Source organism: Pelomonas candidula (genome assembly GCF_043555985.1).
In the GTDB taxonomy this organism is placed as follows: Bacteria; Pseudomonadota; Gammaproteobacteria; order Burkholderiales; family Burkholderiaceae_C; genus Pelomonas; species Pelomonas candidula.
Map to the genome: position 1 here is coordinate 720,633 of NZ_JBIGIC010000001.1, position 19,911 is coordinate 740,543.

Here is a 19,911-nt window from a genome sequence, read left to right on the forward strand (position 1 = left end):
GGCTCACTTCACCGCGTCGAGCTTCAGAATCCAGTCGACCAGCTGGCGCGCATCGGCCTCCTTGATGGCCACCTCGTTGGGCGGCATGGCCAGCCCGCTGACCTTGCCCTTCCAGTGGCTGCTGTACGGGTTGGAGCCGGCCATCACGGTGCGTGTCAGCTGGTCGGCGGCGCCCGGCGTGCCGCGGTAGCGTGCGGCGACGTCGCGCCACGCGGGGCCGATCGGGGCGAGGCCGTCGGGGCCCTTGGCGCCGGGCTCGATGTGGTGGCAGGTCATGCAGCCGCTGCCGCTGGCCAGCTTCAGCATCGTGGCGTCGTCGGCCGCAGGCGCGCCCCAGGCCGGCAGTGTGGCCATCGCGATGGCAAGCAGTGAAATGGTCCGTGATGTCATGGTGTCCCTCCGTGAAAGAAGCCGAGTTCGAGCTCAGGCTAGGGACGGCGGCATGAGCCGACTTTGACGATCGTCAAGCGCATCGGCGGAATTGCCAGGGTGGAACACGGGGGCGTCGTCGCCGCAACGCAGCTGCTCCGGCCTGGAGCAGCGCCGCCGACCCGGGTTGTCCCGGTTCGGTACAGGGGCCTTGAGGCCTGGCGATGACAGGTTGATCGGCCGCGAACCCCGCTTGCGCGACAGGCAAGTCCCGAGGGCGGAGTTCGTGACGCGGTGCTACGTTGTCGCCCGCACTGGGTTGGCCATCCACCGGTGCGGTGAATCCACACGATGGCGACGGAGGCGAACATGGCTTGGCAATGGTTGAAGGCAACGGGCATCGCGGCGTTGGCCGTCGTGGCGGGGTTGGCGGCGCTGCCGGCCCAGGCGTCGGGCGAGGGCTTCGGCTCGCGGGACCGGCCGGACGTCTCGTTCATCCAGTTCTCCTCGCCCAACCTGCTGGCGCCCGGCACGCCGCTCACCATCCAGGGCAAGCTCAGCATCCCGCGCCGTGACGGCGACTGGGGCCACGGCCGCCGCAAGCTGCCGGCCGTGCTGATCCTGCACGGCTCGGCCGGTGTCGATGCGCGCGGCGATTTCTATGAGGCGGCGCTGAACGCGGCGGGCATCGCGACGCTGCAGATCGACATGTGGCAGGCGCGCGGCTACACGGCGCCCGGCCAGCGGCCCGCCGCGCCCATCCTGACCTACCCCGACGCGTTCTCGGCGTTGGCCTTCCTGGCGCAGCAGCCGGGCATCGACGGCGCGCGCATCGGCGTGCTGGGCTTCTCGTGGGGCGGCCTCGTCAGCCTGGGCGCGGCCGAGCGGCTGTATGCGGGTCAGTTCGGCGGCGGCCTGACGTTCAAGGCGCACGTGGCGCACTACCCCGTCTGCTACGCCTGGAACAACACGGCGCTGCTGGCCGCGGTGCACAGCACGCCGGCGGCGTATGGCGTGCAGTGGATCAACCTGACCGGCGCACCGGTGCTGATCGAGGTCGGCACCAAGGACGACTACGACAACAGCAGCGCGCCGTGCGAGGCGCTGGCGCAGTCGGCCAACGCCGGCAACGGCGGCAGCGTCGTCAGCGTGAACGCCTACCCTGGCGCCACGCATGGCTGGGACCGCCTGATGGTGCCGATGACGGTGACCGACCCGTTCGCGAACCAGGGCAGCTACTTCAGCACCGGCGTGCCGCCGACGGTGCACTTCACGCCCGACGCCGAGCAGGCCTGGCAGTCGCGCGCCCGCGTGGTGCGGTTCTTCGAGAAGAAGCTGTAGCCGGCGCGGCGCGCCGGGCGTCAGTACAGGTCCCGCGCCGCCAGCCGCACCTCGTGCAGCAGCTGGCGCGCCGCCGGCGACATCAGGTGGCCCTCGCGGGTGATGATGCCGAAGGCGTCCATGTGGCAGGGCAGCTCGATGGGCAGGATGGCCAGCACGTTGAGCGATGCGTAGTAGCGCGCCACCTCCACCGGCATCACGTGCAGCGAGTCGGTCTGCTGCAGCAGCGCGGTGATGAGCAGCAGCGCCGTCGTGTCGACGACGTTGCTCGGCGGCTCCAGCGCGGCGCGGCGGAACATCAGCTCCCAGCGATGGCGCAGCACGCTGCCTTGCGGCGGCAGTATCCACGGTTGCGGCGCGAGGTCGGCGAGCTTGAGGTTGTCGGCCTTCAGCAGCGGGTGGCCCACGCGCGCGACGGCGCAGGCGGGCTCGACGGTCAGCTCTTCGTAGTGCAGGCCGGCGGCGCCCTCTTCCTCGACGATGCGGCCGATCATGAAGTCCAGCTTGCCCCGCTGCAGCATGTCGACGAGCACCTTGCTGGCCTCCATGTGCACGCCGATGCGCAGCTTGGGCGCCTGCAGCTTGATGCGCGAGATCGCGCGCGGCAGCAGGCCCATGGCCGGCGTCATGATGACGCCGACCTCGACCTGGCCGGAGAGGCCGTGCTTGAGCGCGACGATGTCGTCGTGCGCGGCGGACAGGCTGGTCAGCGCCATGCGCGCGTGGCGGATCATCGTCTCGCCGTACAGCGTGGGCTCCATGCCGCGCGGGTGACGCTCGAAGAGCTTCACGTCCAGCATGTCCTCCAGGTCCTTGAGCTGCTTGGACGCGGCCGGCTGCGTCATGCACAGCACCTCGGCGGCGCGGTGGATGTTGCGTTCGTCGTCCAGCGCGATCAGCAGCAGCAGCTGGCGCGTCTTCAGCCGCGCGCGCAGGAACCAGTTCGGGTTGGGGCTGGCGTCGGTCAGCGCGCCGTGGTCATCGTCATCGTCTTCGCGGGCCATGTTGTTGTTCTTCCTCAGGCGAGATTGACGCGGCCATCATTGGCCAGGACGCTGTTGATGTCGTCGCCGGTCTCGTCCAGCTGCACCAGCGTCGCCTGGCGAGCACCCAGCGGGTCGCGGGCCTGCAGCGCGGTCAGGATGGCCTTGTGGCGCGGCAGCGAGAGCTCGTGCGTGTTGGGCAGCTGGCTGCTCAGGATGATGGATTCGCGCAGCGCCAGCGACAGCATGTTGCCGATGTACGCCAGCAGGTCGTTGCCGGTGGCCTCGGCGATGCGGCGGTGGAAGGCGAGGTCGGGCTCCAGCAGCTCGGCCGTCGTCTTGGCCGCGGCCATGCCCTCGTAGGCGGTGGCAATGCCGGCCAGCTGCTCGTCCGTCGCGGCGCGGGCCGCCAGCGCGGCGGCGGCGGGCTCGAAGATCTGGCGCACTTCCAGCAGCGTCTGCACGAAGTCGCGTTGCGGCTGGGCCTGGATGAGCCAGTACAGCACGTCCGGGTCCAGCATGTGCCATTCGTTGCGCGGGCGCACGATGGCGCCGGCGCGCTGGCGGGACACGACCAGGCCCTTGGCGACGAGCACGCGCACGGCTTCGCGCAGCACGGGGCGGCTGATCTCGTAGCGTTCGAGCAGCTGGGCTTCGGGCGGCAGCTTGTCGCCGGGCTGCAGTTCGCCGCCGATGATGGCCAGGCCCAGCTCGCTGACGATGCGGCCGTGCTGGCTCTTGCCCTCGGCCGGGGCGCTGTAAGTGGAGTGATCCGCGCGAGTCTTCATCGGCGCCAGGCTGGTGAATAGGTCCCGCATTATCGAAAGCGCGCGACGAAGCCGCCGTGGGGCGCCAGCGTCAGCTTCCCCGCCGGGGCGGCAAGCTTGCCTTGCGAGAACTCGCGCGGGCCCTCGCCGTCCGTGATCAGCTGGCCTTCCCGGGCACCCAGCCAGGCCAGATCGAGCGTGACGTCGCGCGGTGTGTCGCCGGCGTTCAGGCCGGCGACGAACCACTGCTTGCCGGCGCGGCGGGCCAGCACGACGAACTTGCCGGGCTCGCCGTCCAGGAAGCGCACCTCGTCCCAGTGGCGTGGCAGTTCGCGCAGCAGGCCCTTCACGTAGGGCGGCACGGTGGCCATGCCTTCGGGCGTCTCGGCGAAGTGCTGGATGCCGGACAGGAACAGCACGCTCTCGGCCAGCTCGAAGCCGTTGCGCGTGGCGCGCTTGATGTTGGGGATGTCGCCGAACACCATGGGCGTGAAGTCCATGGGGTCGAACAGGTTGCGCGTGAACGGCAGCATGGCGGCATGCGTGACGACGGCGTCCTGGTCGTCCTGCGTGAAGGTCGTGAACTCCAGGCCGCGCACCGCCTCCATCGTCATCAGGTGCGGGTACGTGCGGCTCCAGCCTCGCGGCAGCGTCGCGCCGTGGAAGTTCATCAACAGCCCGGCCGCGGCCGATTCCTTCAACAGGTCCACGTAGTACGCCTGCATGGAGGCGCCGTCGCCGCCGAAGAAGTCCACCTTCAGGCCCGCCACGCCCATGGCCTTGACGCGCGCGAACTCGCGTTGCCGGTCCGCGCGGGTCAGCAGCTTGCTTCGTGGCGTCTGCGGGGTGTCGTTCCAGTCTCCCGCGGAGTTGTACCAGGCCAGCAGGCCGATGCCCTTGGTCTTGCCGTAGCTGGCCAATTCCTTCATCTTGGCGTCGCCGATCTGGCGGTCCCATTCGGCGTCGACCAGCGTGTAGTTCCAGTGCATGTCGGCGGCGTAGTCGATGAAGCGCTTCTGCACGTCGAACACGGTCGCCTCGTCCTTCAGCAGCGCCCAGCTCCAGGACGCCTGGCCGGGCTTGAGCTTCGCCTTGTCGAACGGCACGGCGGGCGCGGCGAGGTCGGTGCCGAGGGTGGACTCCATGACCGTCTTCAACGGTCCGATGGCGAGCACGCGCCACGGCGTCGTCAGCGGGCCATCCACGTCCGCAAGCAGGCCGCCGCCGGTGAAGACCTCGCGCGGGTCTGGCAGGCCGAAGCGGTAGACGCCGCCGGCCGAGTCGGGACGCAGGCGCGAGGCGTGGAAACGGCCGTCCATGCCGGCCTCGGTCAGCGCCACCCAGTTCGCGCCACTGCGGAACAGCGCAGGGAAGACCCAGCCGGCCGGCGACGGTGAGGGCGTGCCGACGGCAATGTCCATCTGGTAGTGCTCTTCGTACGACGGATTCACGCGCTTGTAGCCCGACTTGGCCTCTGCCATGGGCTGCAGCCAGGCGCGCGCCTCGGGCGCGAAGGCGAAGCTCGTCAGCTCCTCCTTGAACTGCTTGCGGCCGGCCCCGGGCACCGAGTAGCGCAGCGCCAGGCCGTCGTTGGACGCGCGCACCGTCAACAGCAGATGCTGGCCGGCGGCGTTCGCGACCTCGAAGCTCTGCTCGTTGGCCACGTAGTCGATCTGGCTGCGCTTGCCCGCCGCCAGCGTGTAGTGCTCGCGGTGGATCTTCACGGGCGACGTGGAGGCCAGCTTCAGGCCGTTCGCGTAGTCACCCTGCTCCAGCACGAGCCCCAGGCGCGAGGCCAGCAGCACGGGCTGGCCGGCGCGCTGCACCGTGTAGACCAGCTGCTGCTGGTCGTTGACCGAGACATCCACCTGCAACTGGCCGTCGGGGCTGCTGAGGGCGTGGGCGAGTGCGGGCACTGCGAGCAGGAACGAGGCGATGAGCTTCATGGTTTCAGACCGTGTAAGGACCATCGGCCATCGGCGTGCCGAAGTCGGGGAAGCCGTCCGTGCGCCAGCCGAAGGCCTGCACGCGGGTGTGGCGGTTGGGGTCGTTCAGCGGGTCGCCGACGATGTCGCGGTAGTTGCGTGCGTGATAGACCAGCAGGTCCGTCTTGCCGTCGGGCGTCGTCGTGAAGCTGTTGTGGCCGGGACCGAACTGGCCGACCGATGCATCGGTCGTGAACACTGGCGTGGGCGACTTGTGCCAGCTCCTCGGGTCCAGCAGGTCGGCGTTCTCATCGGCCCACAGCAGGCCCATGCAGTAGTTGGCGTCGGTGGCGGCGGCCGAGTAGGCGATGAAGACGCGGCCGTGGCGCTTCAGAACGGCCGGGCCTTCGTTGACGCAGAAGCCGATGCGCTCCCAGGCCAGCTCAGGGCGCGTGATGACGACCGGCTCGGTTTTCAACGTCCAAGGGTTGGCCAGTTCGGCGATGTAGAGGTTGCTCTCCGTGGGCGGGCTCTTCTGCGCCCAGCACAGGAAGCGGCGGCCGTGGTGCTCGAAGGGCGTCGCGTCCAGCGAGAAGCCTTCCTCGGGTGTCGCGATCTGGCCTCGCTCGATCCATTCGCCGGTGAGCGGGTTCTCGCCCTGGCACTCCAGCACGTACATGCGCAGCTTCCAGATGTCGTCGCGCTCGCTGGCCGCGAAGTAGACGAGCCAGCGGCCGTCGATGCGGTGCAGCTCCGGCGCCCACACGTGGAAGCTCATCGGGCCGCTCTCGTGCTTGCGCCAGATCACCTTGGTGGGCGCGGTTGCGAGACCCGCGATGCTGTCGGCGCTGCGGATCTCGATGGCGTCGTAGCGGGGCACCGACGCGGTGAACCAGTAGCGGCCGTCGACGAGGCTGATCTGCGGGTCGGCGCGCTGTTCGATGAGAGGGTTGTTCCAGGCGGTGCTCATGCGCGCAGGGCTTTCGTGACGATGACGTTCCAGGAGGCGGGTTTCAGCCGCACGCTCAAGCCGTCGTCGAGGGTGGCGATGCCATCCAGCGGTTGGGGTGCGACACGGTCGGGCGCGTCGGCGGTGTTGCTGGCGTTCAGGTCGGCACTGTGCAGTTGCTCGGCGCTGACCAGCTGGCGTTCGATGCCCAGGCCTCGCAGGGCAATGGACAGATCCATCTCGTCCGTCAGGTGGCGGTTGAGCAGGAAGATGGCCGTCTGGCCCGTGGCCGCGTCGTCCACGACGCTGGCGCACAGGTATGGCAGCTCGCCATGGCGGGCGTTGGCGAAGCTCGGCGACTCGATCACCGGGCGCAGCACGTCGCCCCGGGCCCAGCGCGCCGCCTGCGCGAACGGATGGAAGATGGTCTGGCGCCAGGCCGGGCCGCCCGGCTCGGTCATGATGGGCGCGATGACGTTGCACAGCTGCGCCATGCAGGCGACCTTGAGGCGGTCGGCATGGTTCATGAACATCGTCAGCATGCCGCCGATGAGCAACGCGTCCTCGGCCGTGTAGACCTCTTCCAGCAGCCGTGGTGCCTCGGGCCAGCCGGCCTGCTTGAGGTGCTCGCCGTGGCGGGCGCGGTACCAGACGTTCCATTCGTCGAAAGACAGCATCAGGCGCTTGTTCGACCGCTTGCGCGTTGCGACCGCATCGGCGATGGCGACCGTGTCCTCGATGTAGCGCGCATTCGTCTCGATCTGCGCGAAGAAGCTCTCGGTGCTCGTGTCCGCCGGGGGCTTCACGAAGTAGCTGTGCAGCGACAGGTAGTCCACGAACTCGAAGCAGTGCTCCAGCACGCGGTCTTCCCAGACGCCGTAGGTCGGCATGTCGTAGGCCGATGAGCCGCAGGCCGCCAGCTCGACGGTCGGGTCCACCCAGCGCATCAGCTTGGCGGTCTCCTTGGCGATGCGGCCGTATTCGTCGGGAGTCTTCTGGCAGATCTGCCAGGGGCCGTCCATTTCGTTGCCCAGGCACCAGAACTTGATGCCCAGCGGCTCCTCCGCGCCATGGCTGCGGCGCAGGTCCGACAGCGCCGTGCCGCCGGGATGGTTGCAGTACTCGAGGTAGTGGCGCGCTTCGTCCGGCCCTCGCGTGCCGAGGTTGACGCCGAACATCGGCTCGATGCCGACCTTGCGGCACCAGTGCATGAATTCGTGCGTGCCGACCTGGTTGGTCTCGGTGGAGAACCAGGCCAGATCCAGCCGGCGCGGGCGCTGCTCCTTCGGGCCGACACCGTCTTCCCAGTTGTAGCCCGACATGAAGTTGCCGCCGGGGTAGCGAACGATGGTCGCCCCCAGCTCCTTCGTCAGCTCGGCGACGTCGCCGCGAAAGCCGTGCTCGTCGGCGCTGGGGTGGCCCGGTTCATGGATGCCGTTGTAGACGCAGCGGCCCAGATGCTCGACGAACACGCCGAACAGGCGGCGGTCCAGCGGCGCGATGTCGAAATCGCGGTCGACGATGAGGGCGGCTTGGAACGTCATCGGCGGGCCTTCTTGAGAGCTTTGTTGACGCGCTTCTCGACGCTGTCCTGCACCTCGTCGACGGGCTTGCCGGAGATCATCACGTTGGCCACGTCCTCCCCGATCAGCAGCTCGATGGCGCGCTGCGTCGGCACGTTGCCCGGCATGCCGATGCCGGTTTGCGTGATCTCGGTCAGTGCCGCGCGCATCGGCAGCGCCTTGAAGGCGGCGCTGTCCGCGACGGTCTTGCTGACGGGCAGGTGGCCTGTGCGCGACCACTCGGCGCTGTGGTCCCAGACGAACTTCAGGAACTGCAGGCTGGCCTCGTGCGCCTTGGCGTCCTTGGCGCCGCCCTTGAACAGCGCCCACGAGTGGCCGTCGGCGAACACGGCCGGCTTCTCGTAGAGCTGCGGGAAGGGCTTCACGATGTAGGCGCCCTGGAGCTTGGAATCGGGCTTCTGCGACTCGCGCAGGAACTGGTCGATGGTCCAGGTGCCGACGATGACGACGCCTGCCTCGCCGTTCAGGAAGGCCTGGTTGGCGGCGGCGTAGTCGAGGTTGGGCCGCACATGGCCTTCCCGGTACAGCGTCTGCATCAGCGTCAGCGCGTTGACCACGCCCGGCTGGTGCATGTCGATGGTCTTGCCGTCGTCCGAGAACAGCTTCGTGTTCTGCTGCGCGACCAGCGTCAGGAAGGTGCGGTCGTTGGCCGCCGTCTCGTTGGCCACGGCCCAGGCGAAGTAGGGCTTGCCGGTGCGCTGCTTGAACTGGCGCGCCTGCGCGAGCAGCTCCTCGGGCGAGTGCGGCAGCAGGGGCTGGCCGTCGGCGCCGAGCAGGCCGGCCTTCTTGAACAGGCCGGTGTTGATGTGCCACAGCCAGGCCCAGGTGTCGAACGGCAGCGCATAGGTCTGGCCGTTGAAGCTCGTGCCGCGGCGCGCATGCTCGGTGAAGTCGTCCACCGGCACGCTGATGCGCTTGAAGTCCTCGTCCAGCGGCAGCACCAGCTTGCGGCGCACATAGTCGCCCAGCGCCGACTCGTGCATGACGGCGATGGTCGGGATGTCCTTGGCGACTAGGCGCGCGGTGAGCTGGTCGTAATACGGTCCCCACTCGCCGATCTGCGTCTTCACGACGATGTCGGGGTGTGTCGCGTTGAACTCGTTGACCAGCGCAGTGATGATCCCGCACTCGCCCACGCCGTCGGACGTCTTCACGACCTGCCCATACTGCGCCTCGCAGCTGCCGAAGAAGCGCATCAGCGTGATCTCGGTCTTGCCCGAGGTGTCCTTGCTCGCGCCGCAGGCGGCGAGCAGTACGGCGGAAAAACAGATCAGCAGGCGCTTCATGACTTGCCCGTCCCTGCGACCGCGGTGACCAGGTGGCGCTGGAAGAAGAGATACAGCAGCAGCGCCGGCATGCCGGCGAACACGGCCTGCGCCATCAGGAAGCCCAGGCCCTCGGACTGCGCGAAGTTGGTCTGCGTGGACGCGAGGCCCCGGGTCAGCGTGTACATGTCCGGCTGCGTCGCGATGACCAGCGGCCAGAGGTAGTCGTTCCAGCAGGCCAGGAAGGTGAAGATGCCGAGCGTCGCCTGCGCGGGCAGGCTCAGCGGCAGGATGATGCGCAGGAAGGTCTTGAAGCGCGACGTGTTGTCCAGCATCGCCGCCTCTTCCAGCTCGGTCGGGATGGCCTTGAAGTACTGCGTCATCAGGTACACGCCGAACGGCGCGGACAGGCCTGGCAGCGTGAGGCCGGCGATGGTGTTCTGCAGGTTCCAGTCCGAGAACAGCCGGTGCAGCGGGATGAAGACCGACTGCGCCGGCACGGCCAGGCCGAACATGACGAGGGCGAACAGCCACTTGCGACCCGGGAACTCGCAGCGCGCAAAGCCGTAGCCCGCCAGCGACGACAACACCAGCACGCCCACCGTCTGCAGCAGCGCGACCAGCGCGCTGTTGCCCAGCCAGCGGAACACCTGCGAGGTCTGCAGGATGTCCAGGTAGTTGGTCAGCGTGTAGGGCGGCGCCAGGAAGACGTCCGTGTGCGTCAGCAGGAACTCGTTGGGCTTGAAGGACAGCGCGACGACCCACAGCAGCGGCGCCATCCAGGCCAGGGCCAGCAGCGTCAGCGCGGCCATCACGAAGCGGTCGAACCAGCTTCTACGGAGCAGCGGATTCATCGCTGGCCTCCCTTGTCACGTTCCAACCAGAGCTGCGTCGACACGCCCACCAGCATGATCGCCAGCAGCACCTGCGAGGCGGCCGTGGCGTAGCCCAGCGACAGCTGCATGAAGGCCTGTTCGTAGATGAACTGCACGACGGAGCGCGTCGTGTTGTTGGGGCCGCCGTTGGTCATCAGCATGATCTGCGGGAAGACCTGGAACTGGCGGATCACCTCGATCAGCGCGACGAGGATGATGGCGCGCTTGAGGCTCGGCAGCGTGATGTGCGTCAGCACGCGCCAGCGCGGCGTGTTGTCCAGCGCCGCGGCCTCGTAGATGTCGCCCGGGATCTGCTGCAGCGCCGACAGGAACATGATCATCGGCAGGCCGATGATCCACCACACGGTCACGAGGGCCACGGTCAGCAGCGCGAGGTTGTCGCTGGTCAGCAGCGGCAGCTCCTGCAGCCCCATGGCCGCGAAGAACTGGGCGATGAGGCCGCGCTCGGGCATCAGCGCGAGCTTCCAGACCAGCGTGATCAACGTCACCGAGAAGACCGAGGCGCAGAAGAACGTGGCGCGCAGGAAGGTGGCTAGCTTGCCCGGCCGGTTCAGCGCCAGCGCCAGCGTCAGCGACAGCACGACGAAGATCGGCGTGCTGATCGCGACGAAGCGGATGGTGTTCCAGACGACCTGTTGAAAGACCTCGTCGCCCCACAGCTCCTGGTAGTTGGCCAGGCCCACCCACAGGCTGTCGTCGGACAGCAGGTCGTGGTCGTGGAAGCTGATCCACACGCCCTTGGCGAGCGGCCACAGCAGCAGCGCGATGTAGATCGCGACGAAGGGCAGCACGAAGAGGGCGTAGGCGGGGCGGGAGGCGCGCAGGCCCACCGTCGGGGTGGTGGTGCTCATGGCAACACCTCCAGCAGCTTGTGAGCGTGGTGCCGGGAGTTCGCCCCGGCGGGCGACCTACTTTCTTGTGTCGACAAGAAAGTAGGCAAAGAAGCGACCCCCGATCCGCCCGCCCCTCGCGTTGCTCGGGGTTCCCTGCGCTGCTCAGGCCTTGAGGGCTCGCGCAGAACTCGCTTCGCTACGCTGCGCTCAGACAACCGCGCGAAGTCAGTCGTCGAAGTGCGCTGCGCGCACGCCCTCAAGGCCTTGCGCTGCTCGGCGGGCTCAGAGGGGGGAAGACAAATGCCTCGGTGCGAACGGCTTTGGTGCTTGGCTGTTGGCTGTTGCGGCTGTTCGGCTGTTTCTTCACCCCCCTTTGGAGGAGCCGAGAAGCGCAGAACGGCGAGGCGCGTGCGCAGCACGCTTCGTGGACTGACTTCGCGCGGCTGTCTGAGCGCAGCGTAGCGAAGCGAGTTCCGCGCGAGCCTCGCCGTTCGAGCATCGCAGGGAACCCCGAGCTCCGCGAGGGGCGACGGAGCAGGGGCGACTCTTTGCCTACTTTCTGGTCGCCCAGAAAGTAGGTCGCCCGCCGGGGCGAATTCCCGGCTGGGCCTGGGCGTCAAGCCGCTCATTGAAGCGCCTCCTGCGCATGATGGGCGCGGCCCGTCTCGTCGAACAGATGCGCCTCGGCCACATCCACGCTGACGGCGACATGCGAACCCAGCTTGGGCGAGACGCCCGCCGGCACCGTGACGATGAGCGGCGTGCCGCTTTCGAGCTTCAGGTGGGCCAGCGTGCGCTCGCCGAGGAACTCGACCAGCTCGACGCGGCCGCGCAGCGGGCCTTGCTCGGCGACGCGCAGGTTCTCGGGGCGCACGCCCAGCACCAGGCCTTGCGGCGGCAGCCCGTCCACCGGGACGCGCGTCGTTACGGTGGCCCCACCCGGGACCGTGACGACGGCGCGGCCGCGGTCGTCGGCTGCGCGCTCCACCGGCACGAAGCCCATGCCAGGCGTGCCGATGAAGCTGGCGACGAAGCGCGTGGCGGGGCGGCGGTACAGCTCGGCGGGCGTGGCCACCTGCTCGATGGCGCCGCCCTTCATGACGACGATGCGCGTGGCCAGCGTCATGGCCTCGATCTGGTCGTGCGTGACGAACACCATCGTCGCCCCCAGGCGCTGGTGCAGTTGCGCCAGCTCCAGCCGCGTGCGGCCGCGCAGCGCGGCGTCCAGGTTGGACAGCGGCTCGTCGAACAGGAAGATGCCAGGCTCCTTGACCACCGCGCGGCCGATGGCCACGCGCTGGCGCTGGCCGCCGGACAGCTGGCCGGGCTTGCGCTCCAGCAGCGCGTCCAGCTCCAGCATGCGGGCCGACTCGGTGATGCGCCTGGCGATCTCGTCGGCCGGTATGCCGATGTTCTTCAGTCCGAACGCGAGGTTGTCGCGCACGGTCATGTGCGGGTACAGCGCGTAGTGCTGGAACACCATGGCAAGGTTGCGCAGGCCGGGCGCCGCGTGGGTGACGTCCCGCTCGCCGATGAGGATGCGGCCCCCCGTCACCTCTTCCAGCCCCGCGATCATGCGCAGCAGGCTGGTCTTGCCGCAGCCCGACGGGCCCAGGAAGACGACGAACTCGCCGGGCGCCACGTCCAGCGACAGGTTCTCGATGACCTGCACCGCGCCATAGCGCTTGCAGATGTTCTCCAATTTCAAGCCAGCCACGGTGGGTGTCTCCGGTTCATTCTTCTTGGGGGATCACGGGCCAGCCGTCGTCGGACCAGCTCAAGCGCTTGATGCGCAGTTGCGGCCTGCCGCCGTGTTCGGCGTCGTAGGCGTGGTGGACGATCCAGTCGCCGACAACGTCCTGGTGGCCCGGGCCCTTCCAGCGCGCGCCGCCGGATAGCAAGGGCGTGCCGCCGGCGTCCATCAGGTCCTTGCCGTCGCGGTCCAGGTAGGGGCCGGTCACGCTGCGGGCGCGACCGACGCGGATGTTGTAGCTGCTGTCGGCGCCGCGGCAGCACAGGTCGAACGACGCGAACAGGTAGACCCACTCGCCGTGGCGCACGAGGGTGGGCGCCTCGATGCCGCTCTTGCGGCGTGCGATGAAGCGCGTCTCGCCGATGGGGCGCAGCGTGTCGGCGCTCAGCTCGGTCAGGCGGATGCCGCCCCAGAACGAGCCGTAGCTCATCCATAGCCTGCCGTCGCCGTCCCTGAAGAGGTCGGGATCGATGGCGTTGAAGTTGTCCTCGGCACGGCTTTGCACGACGAGGCCCTCATCGCGCCATTCGCCGTCGGGCCGATCGCTGCTGACCAGGCCGATGGCCGAGCGGTTCTTGCCGAACGAAGAGATCGAATACAGCGCCCAGGTGCGGCCGCGGTGCTCGAACAGCTTCGGTGCCCAGACGTCCAGACCCTTGTGCTCGGGCACGGCGTCTTTCCACCAGGCGGGTGCCTCGCTGAAGACAGGTGCCAGGCGCCGCCAGGTCTTGCCGGCGTCCGCGGATTCGAGCCGCTGCAGGCCGCGTCCGGTCGTGAAGACGAACCAGCGCTCGCCCTGGATCAGCAACGTCGGGTCGTGGGCGCCCGTGTCGCCTTGCAGCTCCACGGCGTCCACGCGGGCAGCCAGCAACAGCGCCAGCGTCGCCACCAGCGCCCAGAGGGCCCGCATTACTTGCCCCAGCGCAGGACCAGGGGATCGAGTCGCTTGGCGGCGTCCAGCAGGCCGGCGCGCACTTCGGGGCTCATCTCGGGGAAGGGGTGGCGCGGCGCGTCGCTCTTGATGACGCCGCCTTCCTTCATCAGCGCCTTGGCGGTCAGGATGCCGCCCTGGCGGTTCTCGTAGTTGATCAGCGGCAGCCAGCGTCCGTACTCGACGACGGCGGTCTCGCGGTCGCCGGCGTGGAAGGCGTCGAAGATCTTGCGGATGCCGTCGGGGAAGCCGCCGCCGGTCATCGCGCCGGTGGCGCCGGCGTCCAGGTCGGCCAGCAGCGTGATGGCTTCTTCGCCATCCCACGGGCCTTCGATGGCGGCACCGCCGACGCGGATCAGCTCGCGCATCTTGCTGGCGGCCTGCGGCATCTCCAGCTTGAAGTACTTCACGTTGGCGATGTTCGTGGCCATGCGTGCCAGGAAAGGCACCGACAGCGGCGTGCCGGCCACCGGGGCGTCCTGGATCATGATGGGGATGCTGATCGCGTCCGACAGGCGCTGGTAGAAGCTCTCGATCTGGCCTTCCGACACGCGGAACGTGGCGCCGTGGTACGGCGGCATGACCATGACCATGGCGGCGCCGAGCTGCTGCGCCAGCTGGCTGCGCTCGATGCAGATCTGCGTCGAGTAGTGCGTCGTCGTGACGATGACGGGCACGCGGCCGGCCACGTGGCCGAGGATGGCGCGGGTCAGCGTCTCGCGTTCGGCGTCCGACAGCACGAACTGCTCGGAGAAGTTGGCCAGGATGCACAGGCCCGTGGAGCCGGCGTCGATCATGAAGTCGACGCAGCGCAGCTGGCCCGGAACGTCCAGCGTGCCGTCGGCGTTGAAGATGGTCGGAACGACGGGGAAGACGCCGCGGTACGGGCGGGTGGTGGAGGCGCTCATGGGTGCGGTCCCTTGTCTCTGGGGAAGTTGGATCAAGCACCGACGCGCGGCGCAGGGCCGGCTGTCATCGTCGGCATGGCGCTCATTAAAGTATGACTATTTGACGAAGATCATTGGGGTTAACCCGTGATTTGCCGTCTTTGCAAACAAAAAAGTATGACTAATAATTCGGTCATCGCCAGGCCGCAGAAGCCGGCCAGCATCCGACCGGAGACATTCCCGATGAGTTCCTACGCCCAATACCCCAGCCTGCAGGACCGCGCGGTCCTGATCACCGGCGGGGCCACCGGCATCGGCGAGACGCTGGTGGAGGCCTTTGCCGCCCAGGGCGCCAAGGTGGCCTTCATCGACCTGGCCGCCGACGAGGGCAACGCCCTCGCCGCCCGCCTGGCCGCCACCTGCCGCCATGCGCCGCAGTTCATGGCCGCGGACCTGAGCAAGGTGGAGTCGCTGCGCGCCGCCATCGCCGCGCTGCGCGAGCGCACCGGCCCGTTCACGGTGCTGCTGAACAACGCCGCCAACGACAAGCGCCACGAGGTCGAGGAGACCACGTCCGAGTTCTGGGACGCCAGCGTCGCCGTCAACATCAAGCACCAGTTCTTCACGGCCCAGGCCGTGCTGCCCGACATGAAGGCGGCCGGCGGCGGCTCCATCATCAACTTCGGCTCCATCAGCTGGATGCTCAAGCAGGGCGGCATGCCCGCGTACACGGCCAGCAAGGCCGCGGCCCAGGGCCTGACGCGCTGCCTGGCGCGCGACTTCGGTCCGCACAAGATCCGCGTCAACACACTGGTGCCGGGCTGGGTCATGACCGAGAAGCAGCTCAAGCTGTGGGTCACGGAAGAGACCAAGAAGGAGATCGCCAAGGGCCAGTGCATCAACGAGCCGCTGATGCCGCAGCACATCGCCAACATGGCCTTGTTCCTGGCTGCGGACGACTCGGCGATGTGCACCGCGCAGGACTTCATCGTCGACGGTGGGTGGGTATGAGCGCCGCGCCGGGCCGCCCCCAGCAAGCTCGCTCCCGCTTGGCGGGACAGGCCGCAGGCCGAAGGGTGCACCAATGACCATGGAGCGTCGCGACTACGGCCTGCTGCCCGATGGCCGGCCGGTGCATGAGTACACGCTGAGCAACGGCCAGGGCCTGAAGCTGACCGCCATCACGCTGGGCGGCATCGTCACGGGCCTGTGGGTGCCGGACGCGCAGGGCCGCAGCGGCAACGTCGTGCTGGGTTTCGACAACCTGGACGACTACGTCCACCGCAACCCGTCGTTCGGCATCATCGTCGGCCGCTACGGCAACCGCATCGCCGGTGCGAGCTTCGAGCTGGACGGCGAGACGCATGCCTTGAGCCGCAACGACGGGCCGAACTGCCTGCATGGCGGCACCGAGGGCTTCGGTCACCGGCTGTGGACGGCCGAGCCTGTCGAGGCGCGCCCGGGCGAGGCCGAGGCGCTTCTGTTCAGCTACACCAGCCCGCACGGCGAGCAGGGCTTCCCCGGCGAGCTGACCGTTCGCGTGCGCTACGCGCTGAGCGCGACGGACAACAGCTGGCGCATCGACTACGAGGCGACGACCGACCGCGCCACCGTCGTCAACCTGACGCACCACGACTACTTCAACCTCGCGGGCCAGGGCTGGGTGCTGCGCCACCGCCTCACCATTCCGGCCTCGCGCTACAGCGAGGTCGACGCGCACCTGATCCCACTGCAGCATGCGCCCGTGCAAGGCACGCCTTTCGACTTCCGCGAGGCCACGCCCATCGAGGCCCGCATCCGCCAGTCGCACCCGCAGTTGCTGCGCGCCAAGGGCTATGACCACAACTGGCTGCTGGATGGCGAGCCGGACGCGCAGGGCCTGCGGCCCGCCGCGACGCTGGAGGACCCGCACTCCGGCCGGCGCATGGACATCCTGACCAGCGAGCCCGCGCTGCAGTTCTACTCCGGCAACTTCCTCGACGGCAGCCTGGCCGGGCCGGAAGGCCGCATCTACCGCCAGGGCGACGGCCTGTGCCTGGAAACCCAGCACAACCCCGACTCGCCGCACCACGAAGCCAGCGCCGACTGGCCGTCCACGGTGCTGAGGCCGGGCCAGACATTCCGCAGCACGACAATCCACCGCTTCGCCTGACCGGAGCTGCCATGGACCTGCCCGCACACCAACTGACGATGACGGTGTTGATGACACCGGACACCGCCAACTTCTCCGGCAACGTCCATGGCGGCAACATCCTCAAGCTGCTGGACCAGGTGGCCTATGCCTGCGCCAGCCGCTACGCCGGGCGCTACGTCGTCACGCTGTCGGTGGACCGCGTCATCTTCCGCCAGCCCATCCATGTCGGCGAGCTGGTCACCTTCCTGGCCTGCGTCAACCACACCGGCACCTCGTCGATGGAAGTCGGCATCAAGGTGGTGGCCGAGAACATCCGCACGCAGGAAGTGCGGCACGTCAACAGCTGCTACTTCACGATGGTGGCCGTGGGCGACGACAACAAACCCGTGCCGGTGGCGCCCCTGCGCCCCTTCACGCCCGACGAGCGCCGCCGTCATGCCGGCGCCATCGCCCGCAAACAGGCCCGCGCGGCCCTTGAAGTCAGACCTGACGTCAAACCTGATGAGCAACGCTGAACATCCCTTCGTCCTCGCCCTCGCCCAGGCCAACAACCTCGGCGAAGGCCTGCAATGGCACGCTCCTTCGGGCCGCTGGTGGTGGACCGACATCGAGGGCGCCTGCATCCACGCCTGGACACCCGGTGCCGCCGCGACGCTGCAGGTGCGCCTGCCGGAGCGCGTCGGCTGCTTCGTGCATGGCCGCTCCGGCGCCATCTACCTGGCGATGGCCAAGCGCGTCGCGCGGCTTCGGATTCCCGACCTGCAGGCCACCGGCAGCCTCTTTGCCGAGCCTGAGACGCTGGCGCCGCTGGAAGTGAACCTCACGAGCAACCGTGCCAACGACGGTCGCTGCGACCGCAGCGGTGCCTTCGTCTTCGGCACGCTGTACGAGACCGAGCCGCGCCAGCCCGTCGGCGGCTTCTACCAGTACACGCTGGCCCACGGCCTGCGCCGCCTGCCGCTGGACGGCGTGGCCATCGCCAACAGCATCAGCTTCAGCCTGGACGGCCGTCGCATGTACTACTGCGACACGACGCAGCGCCGCATCATGGTCTGCGACTACGACTCGGCCACCGCCCGCGTCAGCGAGCCGCGCGTGTTCGTCAAGAAGGAAGCCCACGAGGGCTTCCCCGACGGCTCCTGTGTCGACGCGCAGGGCTGCCTGTGGAACGCCGAGTGGGGCGCCGGCACGGTGGTCCGCTACGGCACCGACGGCCGCACGCTGGCCCGCTACACGGTGCCCGTCAGCAACACCACCTGTCCGGCCTTCGGCGGCCCGGCGGGCGACCAGATCCTCGTCACGACCGCGCGCGAAGGCCTCAGCACGGCCGACCTGATGGCCCGCCCACTGTCGGGCAGCCTGTTCGGCATGACGGTGGAGCCGGGGCTGTTCCTGGCCGAGGCGCTGTTCAACGACGATTGAACGCGCTGCGGAACACGGCACCGTCGCCATCCACGCCCGTGGCGGCCGGCAGCCCCATCAGCTGTCGCAGCAGCGGGTAGACCTCGATGTTCTCGAACTCCGGCAACACCTTGCCCGCGGCGAACGCGGGGCCATTGGCGATGAACAGCGAGTTCATCTCCGGCGCCATGTTGTCGTAGCCGTGGTTGCCGCCGATGGCCGGCTTGCGCGGCGCGTTGGCCAGCACGAGCCAGCCGGGTTCCGCCAGGCACAGGATGGGCGGGATGCGCGGGTTCGAGCCGTAGTGGAAGCGCGCCGGGATGTCGGCCTTGCGCCAGCACTGCATGTGCTCGTGGGGCACGAGCAGGGCCTTCTCGACCTGCGCGTCCATGCCGGGCAGCGGCGCGAGGCTGGCGAAGGTGCCGGTCTCGACGAGGTGGTAGAGCTTGGGGTCGAGCAGCTTGTCCAGCGCGATCACGCGCTCGCTGCTGGTGGCGGCCATGCCGTGGTCCGCCACGATGACCAGGTTCGCCGGCTGGCCCAGGCCCTTCAACCCTGCCAGCAGCGCGCGGATCGCGTCGTCGACCCGGGCCACCGCCTGCGTGGTCTGCGCGCCGTCCGGGCCGTAGTCGTGGCCGGCGGTGTCCACCTCGTCGAAGTACACGGTGATGAACTTCGGGCGGATCTCCGGCGGGCGGCGCAACCAGTCCAGCACCGTGTTGACGCGCTGCACGTCGGTGATGGCCTGGTGGTACTGCATCCAGTCCGAGGGGCGCGTGCCCGGCACCTGCTTCTGCCCGTCGTCGCCCTGCAGCTCGCCGATGGCGACGTTGGCGCCCGGCCAGAACATGATGGCGGTGCGCAGGTCGGCCTTCTCCGCATCCACCCAGATCGGCGTCGCGCCGTTCCACCACCACGGGTCGTCGGTGGCCATCGTGAACGGCGCCTTGCGCTCGGGCGACTCCATGCGGTTGCCGACGATGCCGTGGCGGTCCGGACGCAGGCCGGTGACCAGCGTCCAGTGATTGGGGAAGGTCTTGGTCGGGAACGACGGGTGCATGACCGCGGTCACACCGCTGGACGCCAGCTGCGACAGCGTGGGTGTCACGCCGCGTCGCAGGTAGTCCTCGCGGAAGCCGTCGATGGAGACGAGGAGCGTCACGGGCTGGCGCTGCTCGGCGGCGTGCGGCGCGGCTGTGGTGGCGGGGGCCGCGGCCGGTGTCTGTGCCGCGCAGCCGGCCAGGGCCAGCACGGCGGCGGCCAGCAGGGCGACGGCGCCGGAAAAGTGGCGGGCAGCGCGAGGGGCGGGTGTCGGCATGGGAGCGCTGAAGAATGAACCTTTGTTCACTTTAGCGTCCAGCGCGTTGGCCTTCGCCCACGGTCACCCCTGAAGTGGACGGCAATCCTGGCGGAGCGCGCTGGCAACGGCCCGGGGTTTCGCGAGCGCCTGCAGGCGATGGCGGTCGTCGTGTGCGTATTACGCTGATCGTCGGCATCTGGTCCAGCGCGTTGAGCCCGCAATTCGTGTCACCACGAGCATCGGCAGCGAACAGGAAGCGAATGGGACGGTGCGGCGGATTTGCAGCGGGTGCCGTCATCGACGATCAGCCACCGAATTCACGCTCTTTGGCATGACGCGGACGCTGGCGCGCTTGGCCGGCTCATGGGTTCAACGACCGGTGTAGAGGGCGCTGCGGTCGTTCAGCAGAGCTGCCCACGGCGGTCGTTGTCGAATGTCTGCTGCTTGACGCGTTGGATCGGCGCTCCCGACCCGTTACGGAACTTCAAACGATGAGGTTCGACGCCCGAGAGCCGTCCTTGGACCACGCGTATCCGAAAGAGCACAGCAGCGGCTTCGGCTTCAAAATCACTGCAAGAGGCGCTCAATTGGAGC

Annotated in this window: 19 protein-coding genes; 5 read left to right on the forward strand and 14 right to left on the reverse strand. The window is 68.6% G+C overall.

Going from position 1 to position 19,911, the window contains the following annotated elements; translation table 11 throughout:
- Positions 1-3: 3 nt before the first annotated feature.
- Positions 4-390 carry a c-type cytochrome gene (locus tag ACG04R_RS03445; protein WP_394406464.1) on the reverse strand — a complete coding sequence of 129 codons (387 nt, stop codon included), beginning with the start codon at positions 388-390 and terminating at the stop codon, positions 4-6.
- Positions 391-738: 348 nt separating this feature from the next.
- Here ACG04R_RS03445 and ACG04R_RS03450 point away from each other — a divergent pair, with 348 nt between their 5' ends.
- The gene (locus tag ACG04R_RS03450; protein ID WP_394406465.1) at positions 739-1,710 is read left to right on the forward strand and encodes a dienelactone hydrolase family protein; all 972 of its coding nucleotides are present in this window, start codon (positions 739-741) and stop codon (positions 1,708-1,710) included.
- 20 nt (positions 1,711-1,730) lie between these two features.
- Here the strand turns inward: ACG04R_RS03450 and ACG04R_RS03455 are convergent, their stop codons facing one another.
- The 11 genes from ACG04R_RS03455 to ACG04R_RS03505 all read right to left on the reverse strand — a co-directional run bounded on the left by ACG04R_RS03455 (position 1,731) and on the right by ACG04R_RS03505 (position 14,503).
- Positions 1,731-2,714: a LysR family transcriptional regulator gene (locus ACG04R_RS03455; protein WP_394406466.1), complete on the reverse strand. Its 984-nt coding sequence runs from the start codon at positions 2,712-2,714 to the stop codon at positions 1,731-1,733.
- A gap of 14 nt (positions 2,715-2,728) precedes the next feature.
- A complete protein-coding gene (locus ACG04R_RS03460; RefSeq protein WP_394406467.1) occupies positions 2,729-3,481 on the reverse strand; it encodes a FadR/GntR family transcriptional regulator in 753 nt (250 codons plus the stop codon).
- Between the two features lie 29 nt (positions 3,482-3,510).
- Positions 3,511-5,406 (reverse strand): glycoside hydrolase family 97 protein, encoded by a 1,896-nt coding sequence (locus ACG04R_RS03465; RefSeq protein WP_394406468.1) that lies wholly within the window; start codon positions 5,404-5,406, stop codon positions 3,511-3,513.
- A 4-nt stretch (positions 5,407-5,410) separates the two neighbouring features.
- The gene (locus ACG04R_RS03470; protein ID WP_394406469.1) at positions 5,411-6,355 is read right to left on the reverse strand and encodes a glycoside hydrolase family 43 protein; all 945 of its coding nucleotides are present in this window, start codon (positions 6,353-6,355) and stop codon (positions 5,411-5,413) included.
- Positions 6,352-7,878: an arabinosylfuranosidase ArfA gene (gene arfA / locus ACG04R_RS03475; protein ID WP_394406470.1), complete on the reverse strand. Its 1,527-nt coding sequence runs from the start codon at positions 7,876-7,878 to the stop codon at positions 6,352-6,354. Before arfA ends, ACG04R_RS03470 begins: the two co-directional genes overlap by 4 nt.
- Positions 7,875-9,203 carry an extracellular solute-binding protein gene (locus ACG04R_RS03480; RefSeq protein WP_394406471.1) on the reverse strand — a complete coding sequence of 443 codons (1,329 nt, stop codon included), beginning with the start codon at positions 9,201-9,203 and terminating at the stop codon, positions 7,875-7,877. The genes arfA and ACG04R_RS03480 overlap by 4 nt, the downstream gene beginning before the upstream one ends.
- Entirely contained in the window at positions 9,200-10,036 is an 837-nt protein-coding gene (locus tag ACG04R_RS03485) for a carbohydrate ABC transporter permease (protein ID WP_394406472.1), read from the reverse strand. Before ACG04R_RS03485 ends, ACG04R_RS03480 begins: the two co-directional genes overlap by 4 nt.
- Positions 10,033-10,929 carry a carbohydrate ABC transporter permease gene (locus ACG04R_RS03490; protein ID WP_394406473.1) on the reverse strand — a complete coding sequence of 299 codons (897 nt, stop codon included), beginning with the start codon at positions 10,927-10,929 and terminating at the stop codon, positions 10,033-10,035. The genes ACG04R_RS03485 and ACG04R_RS03490 overlap by 4 nt, the downstream gene beginning before the upstream one ends.
- 607 nt (positions 10,930-11,536) lie before the next feature.
- Positions 11,537-12,628 carry an ABC transporter ATP-binding protein gene (locus ACG04R_RS03495; RefSeq protein ID WP_394406474.1) on the reverse strand — a complete coding sequence of 364 codons (1,092 nt, stop codon included), beginning with the start codon at positions 12,626-12,628 and terminating at the stop codon, positions 11,537-11,539.
- A gap of 16 nt (positions 12,629-12,644) precedes the next feature.
- Complete coding sequence (locus ACG04R_RS03500) at positions 12,645-13,574, reverse strand: arabinan endo-1,5-alpha-L-arabinosidase (RefSeq protein ID WP_394406475.1); 930 nt, start codon at positions 13,572-13,574, stop codon at positions 12,645-12,647.
- On the reverse strand, positions 13,574-14,503 hold the full coding sequence (locus ACG04R_RS03505) for a dihydrodipicolinate synthase family protein (protein ID WP_394406476.1): 930 nt from the start codon (positions 14,501-14,503) through the stop codon (positions 13,574-13,576). The genes ACG04R_RS03500 and ACG04R_RS03505 overlap by 1 nt, the downstream gene beginning before the upstream one ends.
- A 222-nt stretch (positions 14,504-14,725) precedes the next feature.
- Here ACG04R_RS03505 and ACG04R_RS03510 point away from each other — a divergent pair, with 222 nt between their 5' ends.
- The 4 genes from ACG04R_RS03510 (at position 14,726) to ACG04R_RS03525 (ending at position 18,038) form a co-directional block, all read left to right on the forward strand.
- On the forward strand, positions 14,726-15,493 hold the full coding sequence (locus ACG04R_RS03510) for an SDR family NAD(P)-dependent oxidoreductase (protein ID WP_394406477.1): 768 nt from the start codon (positions 14,726-14,728) through the stop codon (positions 15,491-15,493).
- Positions 15,494-15,566: 73 nt separating this feature from the next.
- The gene (locus ACG04R_RS03515) at positions 15,567-16,634 is read left to right on the forward strand and encodes an aldose epimerase family protein (protein WP_394406478.1); all 1,068 of its coding nucleotides are present in this window, start codon (positions 15,567-15,569) and stop codon (positions 16,632-16,634) included.
- Between the two features lie 11 nt (positions 16,635-16,645).
- Positions 16,646-17,131 (forward strand): acyl-CoA thioesterase, encoded by a 486-nt coding sequence (locus ACG04R_RS03520; protein ID WP_394406479.1) that lies wholly within the window; start codon positions 16,646-16,648, stop codon positions 17,129-17,131.
- Complete coding sequence (locus tag ACG04R_RS03525) at positions 17,118-18,038, forward strand: SMP-30/gluconolactonase/LRE family protein (RefSeq protein ID WP_394406480.1); 921 nt, start codon at positions 17,118-17,120, stop codon at positions 18,036-18,038. The genes ACG04R_RS03520 and ACG04R_RS03525 overlap by 14 nt, the downstream gene beginning before the upstream one ends.
- On the opposite strand, the gene ACG04R_RS03530 is transcribed toward ACG04R_RS03525, so the two are convergent.
- Together ACG04R_RS03530 and ACG04R_RS03535 are read right to left on the reverse strand one after the other, a co-directional pair.
- Positions 18,025-19,335 carry an alkaline phosphatase family protein gene (locus ACG04R_RS03530; protein ID WP_394406481.1) on the reverse strand — a complete coding sequence of 437 codons (1,311 nt, stop codon included), beginning with the start codon at positions 19,333-19,335 and terminating at the stop codon, positions 18,025-18,027. The two genes, ACG04R_RS03525 and ACG04R_RS03530, sit on opposite strands and share 14 nt — an antisense overlap.
- Before the next feature lie 383 nt (positions 19,336-19,718).
- The coding region (locus tag ACG04R_RS03535; protein ID WP_394406482.1) for a hypothetical protein at positions 19,719-19,911 on the reverse strand (193 nt) is incomplete at its 5' end.